At 62.7% G+C, this 13,050-nt stretch carries 12 protein-coding genes; 8 read left to right on the plus strand and 4 right to left on the minus strand.

Annotated elements, in window-relative coordinates:
• Positions 1-7 precede the first annotated feature (7 nt).
• Positions 8-829 (plus strand): HDOD domain-containing protein, encoded by an 822-nt coding sequence (locus Q8X51_RS15115; RefSeq protein WP_065928217.1) that lies wholly within the window; start codon positions 8-10, stop codon positions 827-829.
• On the opposite strand, the gene Q8X51_RS15120 is transcribed toward Q8X51_RS15115, so the two are convergent.
• Together Q8X51_RS15120 and Q8X51_RS15125 are read right to left on the minus strand one after the other, a co-directional pair.
• Complete coding sequence (locus tag Q8X51_RS15120; protein WP_065928218.1) at positions 830-2,215, minus strand: sensor histidine kinase; 1,386 nt, start codon at positions 2,213-2,215, stop codon at positions 830-832.
• On the minus strand, positions 2,208-2,879 hold the full coding sequence (locus tag Q8X51_RS15125) for a response regulator (protein ID WP_027604325.1): 672 nt from the start codon (positions 2,877-2,879) through the stop codon (positions 2,208-2,210). Before Q8X51_RS15125 ends, Q8X51_RS15120 begins: the two co-directional genes overlap by 8 nt.
• A 235-nt stretch (positions 2,880-3,114) precedes the next feature.
• Here Q8X51_RS15125 and Q8X51_RS15130 point away from each other — a divergent pair, with 235 nt between their 5' ends.
• The 5 genes from Q8X51_RS15130 to Q8X51_RS15150 all read left to right on the plus strand — a co-directional run bounded on the left by Q8X51_RS15130 (position 3,115) and on the right by Q8X51_RS15150 (position 8,574).
• On the plus strand, positions 3,115-4,407 hold the full coding sequence (locus Q8X51_RS15130; RefSeq protein WP_407693297.1) for an OprD family porin: 1,293 nt from the start codon (positions 3,115-3,117) through the stop codon (positions 4,405-4,407).
• Positions 4,408-4,438: 31 nt separating this feature from the next.
• Positions 4,439-5,422, plus strand: a complete 984-nt coding sequence (locus tag Q8X51_RS15135; RefSeq protein ID WP_027604327.1) for a Bug family tripartite tricarboxylate transporter substrate binding protein — start codon at positions 4,439-4,441, stop codon at positions 5,420-5,422.
• A 147-nt stretch (positions 5,423-5,569) separates the two neighbouring features.
• On the plus strand, positions 5,570-6,028 hold the full coding sequence (locus Q8X51_RS15140; protein WP_407693296.1) for a tripartite tricarboxylate transporter TctB family protein: 459 nt from the start codon (positions 5,570-5,572) through the stop codon (positions 6,026-6,028).
• 1 nt (position 6,029) lies between these two features.
• Positions 6,030-7,544: a tripartite tricarboxylate transporter permease gene (locus tag Q8X51_RS15145; protein ID WP_032888527.1), complete on the plus strand. Its 1,515-nt coding sequence runs from the start codon at positions 6,030-6,032 to the stop codon at positions 7,542-7,544.
• Complete coding sequence (locus Q8X51_RS15150) at positions 7,537-8,574, plus strand: AbrB family transcriptional regulator (protein ID WP_065928293.1); 1,038 nt, start codon at positions 7,537-7,539, stop codon at positions 8,572-8,574. The genes Q8X51_RS15145 and Q8X51_RS15150 overlap by 8 nt, the downstream gene beginning before the upstream one ends.
• Positions 8,575-8,635: 61 nt before the next feature.
• On the opposite strand, the gene ung is transcribed toward Q8X51_RS15150, so the two are convergent.
• Positions 8,636-9,328, minus strand: a complete 693-nt coding sequence (ung, locus tag Q8X51_RS15155) for a uracil-DNA glycosylase (RefSeq protein ID WP_027604331.1) — start codon at positions 9,326-9,328, stop codon at positions 8,636-8,638.
• Positions 9,329-9,464: 136 nt separating this feature from the next.
• Here ung and Q8X51_RS15160 point away from each other — a divergent pair, with 136 nt between their 5' ends.
• Complete coding sequence (locus tag Q8X51_RS15160) at positions 9,465-10,577, plus strand: enoyl-CoA hydratase/isomerase family protein (protein ID WP_065928221.1); 1,113 nt, start codon at positions 9,465-9,467, stop codon at positions 10,575-10,577.
• A gap of 55 nt (positions 10,578-10,632) precedes the next feature.
• Here Q8X51_RS15160 and Q8X51_RS15165 read toward each other — a convergent pair whose 3' ends face one another.
• Positions 10,633-11,004 carry a hypothetical protein gene (locus tag Q8X51_RS15165; protein WP_074844425.1) on the minus strand — a complete coding sequence of 124 codons (372 nt, stop codon included), beginning with the start codon at positions 11,002-11,004 and terminating at the stop codon, positions 10,633-10,635.
• 314 nt (positions 11,005-11,318) lie between these two features.
• On the opposite strand from Q8X51_RS15165, the gene Q8X51_RS15170 reads away from it, so the two are divergent.
• The gene (locus Q8X51_RS15170; protein ID WP_074844420.1) at positions 11,319-12,941 is read left to right on the plus strand and encodes a methyl-accepting chemotaxis protein; all 1,623 of its coding nucleotides are present in this window, start codon (positions 11,319-11,321) and stop codon (positions 12,939-12,941) included.
• The last annotated feature ends 109 nt before the right edge of the window (positions 12,942-13,050 follow it).

Below are 13,050 nucleotides of genomic sequence, written 5' to 3' on the forward strand. Positions count from 1 at the left end.
AGCATGAATGAACAAACTGGCGGAAAAAGTCCAACAGGCGTTGGTTAAGGCCATCGACAACGATGACCTGGTTCTGCCGACATTGCCGGAAGTGGCCCTGAACATCCGTCAGGCCGCTGAAGACCCGGAAATCAGCATCAGCCACTTGAGTAAAGTGATCGGCCGCGACACTGCGTTGTCGGCGCGCCTGATCAAAGTGGTCAACAGCCCGCTGTTGCGCGCCACCCAGGAAGTCACCGACCTGCACACCGCCATCACCCGGCTGGGCACCAACTACAGCAGCAACCTGGCCATCGGCCTGGTGATGGAACAGATCTTCCACGCCCGTTCCGAAGTGGTCGAACAGAAAATGCGCGATGTGTGGCGCCGCAGCCTGGAAGTGGCGGGCGTCAGCTACGCCCTGTGCCGCAACCACAGCCAGCTCAAGCCGGACCAGGCAGCGCTGGGCGGCCTGGTGCACCAGATCGGCGTGCTGCCGATCCTGACCTACGCCGAAGACCACTACGAGCTGTTGTCAGATCCGGTCAGCCTCAACCACGTGATCGACAGCATCCACCCGGTGCTGGGCGACAAGTTGCTGAGTGGTTGGGACTTCCCGGAAATGCTGGCGAAACTGCCGGGCCAGTACCTGAACCTGGACCGGGACTCAGCCTGCCTCGACTACATTGACGTGGTGCAGATTGCCATGCTGTATTGCCATCACGGCACCGATCACCCCCTGGCCAAGGTGGACGTCTCCAGCGTGCCTGCGATGAAAAAACTGCGGGTTGATCCCTACAGCGAAAAACTGCGCGCAGAGCTGGATGAAGCGCGCGCCATGTTCGATTGATCAACCGGCGATAAAACTCACACGCACCTTCAACCCCGCGTGCTCGCCGTCATGCAGGCTGATCTGGGCCAGATGCGCACGACAGATTTCGCCCACGATCGCCAACCCCAGGCCTGAGCCCATGCCTTGCTGGCTACGGCGGTAGAAGCGCTCGAACACCCGGTCGCGCTCCTCCTGCGGAATACCTGGGCCATCATCTTCCACCTCCAGTACCGCCGGCGCCGTGACCCGCAGGATCACGTTGCCGCCCGGTGGCGTGTGCGCCAGGGCGTTGTCCACCAGGTTGCTCAACAGTTCGTTGAGCAGCGTCGGCTCGCCACGCAACCACACCGGTTCATCCGCCTCCAGCGCCAGTGCCACGCCACGCGCATGGGCCAACGGCGCCATGGCCATGCCCAGCTCACGGGCCAATTGGCTGAGGTCGAGCAACTGCGCGCCGCCTTCGGCAATCGCCCGGGCACCGTTTTCGATGCGCGCCAGGGACAGCAACTGATTGGCCAGGTGGGTCAACCGATCGGTGCCTTGGGCGGCGGTTTCCAGGGTACTGCGCCAGGTCGCGGGGTCTTCGGCACGCAGGCCCAGCTCCAGGCGTGCCTTGAGCGCCGCCAACGGGGTACGCAGTTCATGGGATGCATCGGCAATAAACTGCGCCTGACGCTCGAACTGGCCGCGCAGGCGTTCGGTGAAGTGGTTGAGGGAACGCACCAGCGGGCCGAACTCATGCTGCACTTCCACCAACGGCAACGGCCGCAAGTCGTCGGGCTGGCGCTCTTCCACCGCGGTGCGCAGGCGCTCCAGCGGGCGCAATGCGGCGCTGACGGCAAACCACACCAGCAACAAGGCACCGATGGCGAGCATGCCCAGGCGCAGCAAGGTGTCGGCCATCAGGCTGCGGGCCATGCTCACCCGTGCCTCATCGGTTTCGGCCACGCGGATTTCCGCCATGCCGTTCATGTTCGGTTCGGAGACCGCCTTGAGCAGGCTGACCACCCGCACTTCCTGGCCCTGGTACTTGGCGTTGTAGAAGCGCGCCAGCGCCGGGTAGTCGTCGGTGCGCGGAGTGCCGGGGGGCGGGCCGGGGAGGTTTTCGTAGCCGGAAATCAGCTTCTGATCAATGTCATTGACCTGGTAATAGATGCGCCCGGCGCTGTCGTAGGCAAAGGTGTCGAGGGCGACATAGGGCACGTTGGCGCTGAGGGTGCCGTCCACCTGGGTCAGGCCGGCGGCAATGGTACGCGCCGAGGCCAGCAACGTGCGGTCATAGGCGGTGTCGGCCGCTTCGCGACCGTTCCAGTAGGCGCTCATGCCACTGGCGAGCATCAACAGCACCAGCAGCAGCGCCAGGTTCCACAGCAGGCGCCAGCGCAGGCTGCTGGGCTTATGCATCGCGGGCTTCCAGCAGGTAGCCGAGACCGCGGAACGTCACGATGGCGATGGGTTGGCCATCGAGCTTCTTGCGCAGGCGGTGCACGTAGATTTCGATGGCGTCGGGGCTGGCCTCTTCGTCCAGGCCGAACACCTGTGAAGCCAGTTGCTCCTTGCTCATCACCCGGCCTGGGCGGGCAATCAGCGCTTCAAGCACGGCTTGCTCGCGGGAGGTCAACGTCATCAACTCGCCGCCCACGGTGAAACGACGGGTGTCGAGGTCATAAACCAGCACACCACACGCCTGCTGACGCTCGCCGCCCAACACACTGCGGCGCAGCAGCGCCTTGACCCGGGCTTCCAGCTCGGTCAGTTCGAACGGTTTGGCCAGGTAGTCATCGGCGCCCAGGTTCAGGCCATGCACGCGGTCCTTCACATCGCTGCGCGCGGTCAACATCAGCACCGGCAGGTTTTTCCCACGCGCCCGCAAGCGCGCCAGTACCTCGAAACCGTCCATGCGCGGCAGGCCCACATCGAGGATGGCCACCGCGTAATCCTCGCTGCTCAAGGCCAGGTCGGCGGCCACACCGTCATGCAATACGTCGACGGTCAAACCTGTGCTCTTGAGCGCTTGGGCGACGCTTTCGGCGAGTTGCAGATGGTCTTCAACCAGAAGGACACGCATGGATTTCCACCTTATTCGGACGTGGTCGGCGCCACGCTTTGCCGGGCAGTTTACAGGCGCCGACTGCCCTGTGAAGCCTGAAAACATTGAAAGACAGCTGAAAGGTTAGTGAAAGCTTCGCCCTTTAGCATCCAGCCACGGTAGGTCATGCCTGCCGAGCGACCTGATGGGTCGCGCCCGAAAAACGCCTCGAAGCGTTTTCGCCAAAATAAGAACAATAACGGAGTGCACCACGATGCTGTCGACACAGCCCCAGGCTTGCCCGCCTGTTCGTATTTCCCGCCTGACCCACACCGCCCTTGCCAGTGCCGCTGCCCTTGCCGGCTTTTCGCCGCTTGGCCAGGCTGCCTTCTTCGAAGACAGCAGCGCGACCCTGGAAACCCGCAACATGTACTTCAACCGCGACTTTCGCGACGGCACCAGCGCCCAGCAGTCCAAGCGCGACGAGTGGGCTCAGGGCTTCATGCTCAACCTGCAATCGGGCTACACAGACGGCACCGTCGGCTTTGGCGTGGATGCGCTGGGCATGCTCGGGGTCAAGCTCGACTCCAGCCCCGACCGCACCGGCACCGGCCTGCTGCCTACCCACGACGATGGCCGCGCCGCCAACGAGTACTCCAAGCTGGGCCTGACCGGCAAAGTGAAGATTTCCGCTACCGAGCTGAAGATCGGTTCGCTGATGCCCGAGCTGCCGATCCTCAAGCCCAACGACGGTCGTATCCTGCCGCAGACCTTCAACGGTGGCCTGATCACCTCCAAGGAATTCAAGAACCTGGTCTTCACCGGCGGCCGTCTCGACAAAGCCAAGGACCGCGACGACAGCAACTACGAAGACATCGCCCTCAATAACAAGAACAGCCGCTTCCTCAGCGGTGCCACCGGCAAGCATTTCAACTTCGGCGGCGTCGACTACAAGTTCGCCGACAAGATCACCGGCAGCTACCACTTCGCCCAACTCGACGACGTGTACCGCCAGCACTTCCTCGGCCTGGTCGCCGCACGCCCGATGGGCCCCGGCACCTTCGCCACCGACCTGCGCCTGGCGATCAGCGATGACGCAGGCGCAGCCCGTGGCGGCAAGATCGACAACACCTCCCTCAACGGCCTGTTCAGCTATGCCCTCAATGGCCATAAGCTCAGCGCCGGCTACCAGCATATGTCCGGCGACAGCGCCTTTCCCTATGTGGATGGCAGCGACCCGTACCTGGTCAACTTCGTGCAGATCAACGACTTTGCCGGCGCCGAAGAGCGCTCCTGGCAGGCGCGCTACGACTACGACTTCGCCAAGCTGGGCATTCCCGGCCTGAGTTTCATGAGCCGTTACCTCTCGGGTGACAATATCAAGCTCAGGAACGGCGACACCGGCAAGGAATGGGAGCGCAACAGCGAGATCAAGTACGTGGTGCAAAGCGGCACATTCAAGGATGTCGCCGTGCGTCTGCGCAATGCCATCTACCGTTCCAACTATTCAGCCCGTGATGCGGATGAAATGCGCCTGCTGGTCAGCTACAGCGTTGCGCTCTGGTAAGCCACTCATAACAACAAAGACGGAGATCACCATGACCCCTTCATTGCGTAAATTGGCCCTCGCCGCCGGCTGCATGCTGTTCGCCGGCCAACTGCTGGCCGCCGACGAACCCAAGCGCCCGGAATGCATCGCCCCGGCCTCCCCCGGCGGTGGTTTTGACCTGACCTGCAAACTGGCGCAAAGCGCGCTGGTCAACGAGAAACTGCTGAGCAAACCAATGCGCGTGACCTACATGCCGGGCGGCGTGGGCGCGGTGGCCTATAACGCCGTGGTGGCCCAGCGTCCTGCGGACGGCGGTACGTTGGTGGCCTGGTCCAGCGGTTCGCTGCTGAACCTGGCCCAGGGCAAGTTCGGACGCTTCGATGAGAGCGCCGTACGCTGGCTGGCCGCCGTGGGTACCAGCTACGGTGCCATCGCCGTTAAAGCCGATTCGCCCTACAAGACCCTCGACGACCTGGTTAAAGCCCTGAAGAAAGATCCGGGCAGCGTGGTGATCGGTTCCGGCGGCACCGTGGGCAGCCAGGACTGGATGCAAACCGCCCTGATCGCCAAGGCCGCCGGGATCAACCCGCGCGAGCTGCGCTATGTGGCGCTCGAAGGCGGCGGTGAAATCGCCACCGCCCTGCTCGGCGGGCATATCCAGGTCGGCAGTACCGACATCTCCGACTCCATGCCGCACATCCTCAGCGGTGACATGCGCCTGCTGGCGGTGTTCTCCGAGGAGCGCCTGGACGAGCCGGAAATGAAGAATATTCCGACCGCCAAAGAGCAAGGCTACGACATCGTCTGGCCGGTGGTGCGTGGCTTCTACCTCGGGCCAAAAGTCAGCGATGCCGACTACGCCTGGTGGAAGGAGGCCTTCGATAAACTGCTGGCCTCCGACGAGTTCGCCAAGCTGCGTGACCAGCGCGAGCTGTTCCCGTTCGCCATGACTGGCCCGGAGCTGGACACCTACGTGAAGAAACAGGTGGCTGACTACAAAGTGCTGGCCAAAGAGTTCGGCCTGATCCAGTAAACGCCCCTCTTTTGTGTAATGCCCCTGTAGGAGCGAGCTTGCTCGCGAAGAACCCAAGGACATCCACGTGCATCCAGACAGCACGCGTTATCGTTGACGTTTTTCGCGAGCAAGCTCGCTCCTACAAGAGGGGCCTTGGAGTTTCCTATGCTCTTACAACGCATTTTTGCCGCTGTGCTGTTGCTGGCCTGTGCCGGCCTGGCACTGATGGCCTGGCCGTATCAGGCGGCGTTTTCCTACGAGCCCGTGGGGCCTCGGGCCTACCCATTGCTGATGCTCGGGCTGATGAGCCTGGCGCTGATCTACATGCTGTTCCGCCCGCAACCCACCCAGCACACCGAAGAAGAACCCGCGCTCGACCGCCAGACACTGATCAAGATCAGCATCTGCGTGGCGCTGTTGATCGTGTTTGCCGGCACCTTCGAGCCCCTGGGTTTCATCCTCAGCAGCATGCTGATCGGCATCCCCATGGCGCGCCTGTATGGCGGCCGCTGGGTGCCCAGTGTGGTGATCGTCAGCCTGATGGCCATCGGTCTTTATCTGCTGTTCGATAAAGCCATGGATGTTCCGTTGCCCCTCGGCCTGCTCGACGTTCTGGAGAACTGATATGGATACTTTCGGCTATTTGGGCCAGGGCTTCGGCGTTGCACTGTCCCCCTACAACCTGGTGACCGCCCTGTGCGGCACCTTGATCGGCACCGTGGTCGGGCTGTTGCCGGGCCTGGGCCCGATCAACGGCGTGGCGCTGTTGATCCCCATCGCGTTCGCCCTGGGCCTGCCGCCGGAATCGGCGCTGATCCTGCTGGCCGCCGTGTACCTGGGCTGCGAATACGGCGGGCGTATCAGCTCGATCCTGCTGAACATCCCGGGCGAAGCCTCCACCGTGATGACCACCCTCGACGGCTACCCGATGGCCCGCAAAGGCCTGGCCGGTGTGGCGCTGTCGTTGTCCGCGTGGAGTTCGTTCATCGGCGCGTTTATCGCCACCTGCGGCATGGTGCTGTTCGCGCCGCTGCTGGCCAAATGGGCGATTGCCTTCGGCCCGGCGGAATATTTCGTGCTGATGGTGTTCGCGATTGTCTGCCTGGGCGGCATGGCCGGTGACAAACCGTTGAAGACCTTTGTGGCGGCGCTGATCGGCCTGTTCCTTTCCGCCGTGGGCATCGACGCCAACAGCGGCGTGTACCGGTTCACCGGCGATAACATCCACCTCACCGACGGCATCCAGTTTGTGGTGTTGGTGCTGGGCTTGTTCTCCATCAGCGAGATCCTGTTGCTGCTGGAAAAAACCCACCGTGGCCAGGAAGCGGTAAAAGCCACCGGGCGGATGATGTTCAACCTGAAAGAAGCAGGTTCGGTGTTCGTGGTGAACATTCGTTGCGGCCTGCTCGGTTTCATCATGGGCGTGCTGCCCGGCGCGGGCGCGACCCTGGCCTCGGCGGTGGCCTACATGACCGAGAAACGCCTGGCCGGTGCCAGCGGCAAATTCGGCCAGGGCGACATGCGCGGCCTGGCTGCACCGGAAACCGCCATCGGCGCGTCCGCCTGCGGTGCCCTGGTACCGATGCTGACCCTCGGCGTTCCCGGGTCGGGCACCACCGCCGTGATGATCGGCGCCCTGTCGCTGTACAACATCACCCCCGGCCCGCTGCTGTTCCAACAGCAACCGGACATCGTCTGGGGCCTGATCGCCTCGTTGTTTATCGCCAACATCATGCTGGTGATCCTCAACATCCCGATGATCCGCATCTTCACGCGCATCCTCGCCGTGCCGAACTGGGCGCTGGTGCCGGTGATCGCGATCATCACCGCGATCGGTGTGTACGCGGTGCACGCCACCACCTTCGACCTGTTCCTGATGGTCGGTATCGGCATCTTCGGCTACATCCTGCGCAAGCTGGACTTCCCGCTGTCGCCGGTGCTGCTGGGCTTTATCCTCGGTGGGCTGATGGAACAAAACCTGCGCCGTGCGCTGTCGATCTCCAACGGTGCGCTGGAAATCCTGTGGTCGAGCCCGATTACCTTTGGCGTCTGGGTGCTGACCGCCATCATGCTGTTTGTACCGTTGCTGCGTATCTGGCGTAAACGTGCCCAACAGCGTCGTGCCGTGGCCGATGTCTGAGGTCATCTTTAAACATTGGTGGGGAACACCGCTGGTCGGCCTGGCCGGCGGTTACCTGGCCAGCCTGGTTGGCTGGCCTTTGCCGTACATGGTCGGCTCCTTACTGGCGATCATCCTCGTGCGTTGCCTAACGCCCTGGCAGTTAGCGGAGATTCCCGGCGGGCGCAAATGCGGCCAATGGGTGGTGGGCATCGGCATCGGCCTGCACTTCACCCCGGTGGTGATCGAACAGGTGATGAGCCACTTCGGCCTGATTTTCTTCGGGGCGCTGGTCACCAGCCTGTCGAGCGTGGTGGGCGTGTGGTTGATGCGCCGCAGTGGTGAAGACCGCGCCACCGCGTTCTTCTCGAGCATGCCGGGCGGTTCCGGGGAAATGGTCAACCTCGGCTCGCGCAATGGCGCGGTACTCAGCCGTGTCGCGGCTGGGCAAAGTCTGCGCGTGCTGGTGGTGGTGCTGTGTGTGCCGGCGATCTTCAAGTATCTGTTGGGCGGCGGTGCGCCGCAGTTTCATCCGGCGCCTGTCAGTTGGGCGTGGCTGGCGCTGCTGTTTCCACTCGGTGCACTGGTGGCCTGGGGCTGGCAGCGCTTGCGCCAGCCTAACCCGTGGTTGTTCGGCCCCTTGCTGGTCAGTGCGACGGCCAGCGTGGTGTGGGACCTGCATATCGGCCTGCCCGAAGGCGGCAGCCAGATCGGCCAGTGGTTGATCGGCAGCGGGTTGGGCTGCCACTTCAACCGGCAGTTCTTTCGTCGAGCACCGTCGTTCATGGGCCGCACCTTGATCGGCACGGCCTTGACCATGGCGTTGGCAACGTTGGCGGCGGTGGGCTTGAGCGCCCTCACCCACCTGGACCTGCGCTCGCTGACCCTGGGCATGATGCCCGGCGGGATTGCCGAGATGAGCCTTACGGCCGAGACCCTGCAACTGTCGGTGCCGTTGGTGACGGCGATGCAGGTGATGCGCTTGTTGTTTGTGCTGTTTCTGGCGGAGCCGTTGTTTCGGCATTGGAACCGTCAGCCGGAAAAAATCTAAACCTTCGGCACAGTTCAACCTGTGGGGGGCTTGTCCCTCCCACATTTGAATGTGCCTGGCCTTAGAGCGGCGGCAACCGCCACTCAATCGGCGTCTCGCCGTTCTGCTCAAGAAACTTGTTGGTGCGGCTGAAATGCCCGCACCCCAGGAACCCGCGATACGCCGACAACGGCGACGGATGCACCGACGTCAGCACCAAATGCTTGGTGGCATCGACCAGCTTCTGCTTGCCCTGGGCATGGGCGCCCCACAACAGGAACACCAAATGCGGCTGGTGTTCGCTGACCACTTCGATAATCCGATCGGTAAAGAATTGCCAGCCCTTGCCCGCATGGGCATTGGCGTTGGCGCGTTCCACGGTCATGGTGGTGTTGAGCAGCAATACGCCCTGGTCGGCCCAGCTCTGCAGGCAGCCGTGGTTGGGGATGTCGATGTTCAGGTCGCGCTTGAGCTCTTTGTAGATATTGACCAGGGACGGCGGCGCCGGCACGCCCGGTTGTACCGAGAAGCACAGGCCGTGGGCCTGGCCGGGGCCGTGGTACGGGTCCTGGCCGAGGATCACCACCTTGACCTTGTCCAGCGGCGTTGAGTTAAGCGCATTGAAGATCAGCGGGCCGGGCGGGTAGATCTCTTTGCCGGCGGCATGTTCCTGGCGCAGGAACTCGCGCAACTGGCCCATGTAGGGCTTATCGAACTCATCACGCAGGGCGTGTTTCCAGCTGGGTTCGAGTTTGATACGGTCGCCTTCGGTCATAGTTGAAATGTCTTGTAGAAAAGAATGAGGCGAACCCTAGGAAAGCCGTCCCTGCTTGTCAATTGATCTGACACACCACCGGCACTTTCCCACGAAGCGATCATACTGATCCTTCACCTTCTCGATTGAGGTCACGATGAATCTGCACTTCGAAGAACTGACCGGCAGTGGCGGCGCCCGCGTCGGCATCGCCAGCCTCGACGCTGAAAAGTCCCTCAACGCCCTCTCTTTGCCGATGATCCTGGCCCTGACAGATCGCCTGGAGGCTTGGGCCAAAGACCCGGCCATCGTCTGTGTGCTGCTGCGTGGCAACGGGCCCAAGGCGTTTTGCGCCGGGGGCGAAGTGCGCAGCCTGGCCCAAGCCTGCCGCGAGCAGCCAGGTGAAGTGCCGGCCCTGGCCGCACAGTTTTTTGCCGCGGAATACCGCCTCGACTACCGCTTGCACACTTACCCTAAGCCGCTGATCTGCTGGGGCCACGGTTACGTGCTGGGCGGAGGCATGGGCCTGCTGCAAAGCGCGGCCATACGGATTGTCACGCCGAGCAGCCGCCTGGCCATGCCCGAGATCAGCATCGGCCTGTACCCGGACGTGGGCGCCAGCTGGTTCCTGTCGCGCCTGCCCGGCAAGCTGGGCTTATTCCTTGGCCTCACCGGCGCCCATATCAACGGCCGTGACGCCCTGGACCTGGGCCTGGCCGACCGTTTCCTGCGTGACGATCAACAAGACGAGTTGCTCGATGGCTTGCTGCAACTGAACTGGCAGGAGCAGACCGCGATACAGCTCAACAGCCTTCTCAAGGCCATGGCCCAGGAAGCCGTGGCCCAGCAACCCGAGGCGCAATGGCTGCCGCGCCGGGCACAGATCGACGAATGGCTGGACGTCGGCGATGTGCGCAGCGCCTGGCGCGCCTTGAGCCCGCTGCGTGACCACGCGGACCCACTGTTCAATCGCGCCGGCAAGACATTGAGCGAAGGCTGCCCGCTGACCGCGCACCTGGTGTGGGAACAGATCCAGCGGGCCCGCCACCTGTCCCTGGCCGAGGTGTTCCAGATGGAATACACCCTGAGCCTGAACTGCTGCCGCCATCCGGAATTCAGCGAGGGGGTGCGCGCGCGGTTGATCGACAAGGACCAGAAGCCCCATTGGCATTGGCCAGACATCAATACGGTCCCGGACGCCGTGGTGCAGGCGCACTTCACCAAGGCGTGGGAAGGCCGGCACCCGCTGGCGGACTTGTCCGATTACTGAGGTTTTGCGCCCATAAAAAAGCGGCGCTTCATGCGCCGCTTGTCATACAGGCCGGTCAACGGTGACCGCCACGGCCACCTCCACGGTCATGATCACCACCGCGTCCATGCCCGCCATTGTTCCAACGATCCCCCCAGCCCTGGTTCGGGTAAGGCCGGTAACCGGCCCTTGGCCCTGACGGGTAATAGCGAGGCGCCGGCTGGTAATAACGCGGTGCCGAGTAGTAACGCGGTGCCGGAGCGTAGTAACGCGGCGACGGGTAGTAATCACGGCGATATTGATACGCCGTGCCGCCGCCATAGTAATAAGCCGGCGCCGGTGAGGTGTAGACCTCGGAACGGTAGTAGCTCTGGCCTCCATCGTAGTAGGGCACACAAGCGCAAAGGGTCAGACCGAGTAAAGCGCTGAGCAGCAGTCGTCGATACATGGCGGCCTCCTGGACCGCGGAAGAGCACCTCCAGCGACGCTGGGGGGCGGCATTCAGCTTTCACTGAATGACGAAACATCTGACATCAAAAACCGAATCTGGTGCGTTTTGGTAACAACTTGATACATCAATGCCAAGGGCAGCCACATCCCGTCAGACGCACTGCGGTATAGCACTTAACAACCCCCAGGTTTATCGATTCAGTAAATTTTTCTGGCTCGAAACTTTCCCGATTGCGATGATGTCACTATGACATCGCATAAGCCAGGGAGGCTCTAACGTGCGCCCTTCGCCACTTTCGCCGGATCCGAGCCATGAAAATCTCAACCAAACTGCTGCTTTCATTTCTATTGTGTGCACTGGTCACCCTCGGGGTCGGCCTGCTGGGTATCAAAAGCGTGGTCCGCCTCGCCAATGCATTGGAACTGACGTTCTCCAATAACCTGGTGTCCGTCAGCACCACAGCCGCCACCCTCAACAGCCTGGTCGCCCACAACCGTGGTTTGTACCGTTTGATGGATGCGAGCAACGGCGACGTATCCCAACAAGACCGCGACCGTGTACGCCAGGACATCGCCAACGAACTCAAACGCAGCCAGAGCGCCTACGCCACCTACCGCGCCACGCCCCTGGAAGACGACGAACGGGCAGCAGGCGACAAGCTCGACCAGATCTGGCCAACTTACACCAGCAGCTCCGAACGCATCATGTCGATGCTCGACAGTGGCCAGGTCGAGCAGGCCCGCGCCCAGCTCAACAGCACCAACAATGAACTGTTCCGCCAGGCGCGCGAGTTGATCCGTGTGATGATCGAGTCCAATAACCGCCAGATCAAGGAAGGCGCCCTCGCCGCCGAGGACCTTCGCAGCAGCGCATTGACCTGGATGATCAGCGGCATTGTCCTGGCCTTCATCATTGCGATTATCATCGGTGTGCTGATCACGCGCCTGATCACCCGTCCTATCGCACAAGCGGTTGAGAACGCACAGCGCATTGCCAAGGGTGACCTGACCCAAGCCATCACGACCGACCGCACCGACGAAGCCGGGCAACTGCTGATGGCGTTGTCCGATATGCAGGGCGGCCTGAAAAGCACGCTGATGGAAATCGCCAATGCCTCCGACCAGCTCGCGTCGGCAGCCGAAGAGCTGAGTGCCGTCACCGATGAAAGCACCCGTGGCCTGACCCGCCAGAACGACGAAATCCAGCAAGCGGCCACCGCCGTCAACCAGATGACCGCAGCGGTCGACGAAGTGGCGAGCAACGCCGTGTCGACCTCCGAGGCGTCGCGCCAGGCCACCGCCGAAGCCGAGGACGGCCGCCAGCAGGTGGAGCAGGCAGTGTCGGGCATGTCGTCGATGGTGGTGGAGATCAACGATTCGACCCAATCGGTCGCTGACCTCGCCAACCAGGTGCGCGAAATCGGCAAGGTGATTGATGTGATCCGCGGCATTGCCGACCAGACCAACCTGCTGGCCCTCAATGCCGCCATCGAAGCCGCCCGTGCCGGTGAGCAAGGTCGCGGTTTTGCGGTGGTGGCCGATGAGGTGCGCGCGCTGGCCCATCGCACCCAGACCTCCACGGTCGACATCGAGAAAATGATCGGTGAAGTGCAGGCAGGCGCCGATGGCGCCGTGGCCGCCATGAACAAGAGCCTGAACTGGGCCAACAACACCCAGACCCTGGCGCAAAACGCCGGCCAGGCGCTGGAGCGCATCACCGCCAGCGTGGCCAGTATCAACGAGCGCAACCTGGTGATCGCCTCGGCGTCCGAGGAACAGGCCCAGGTGGCCCGCGAAGTGGATCGCAACCTGCTCAACATTCAGGACCTGTCGACCCAGACCGCCGCCGGTGCCCACCAGACCAACGCCTCCAGCCAGGACCTGTCGCGCCTGGCCACCTCGTTCACTATGCTGGTCAGCAAGTTCCAGCTGTAAGCGCCTCATCACAGTGCGCCGGCGCACCTGCGTGGCGCACACCGCCCTCGTCTACACCCTCCTCTCCCGCTCGCCCGGCTGAACCGCCGGGCATCGAAGCCACTTGGCA

Source organism: Pseudomonas sp. Yb2C2 (assembly GCF_052112325.1).
Lineage (GTDB): Bacteria > Pseudomonadota > Gammaproteobacteria > Pseudomonadales > Pseudomonadaceae > Aquipseudomonas > Aquipseudomonas marginalis.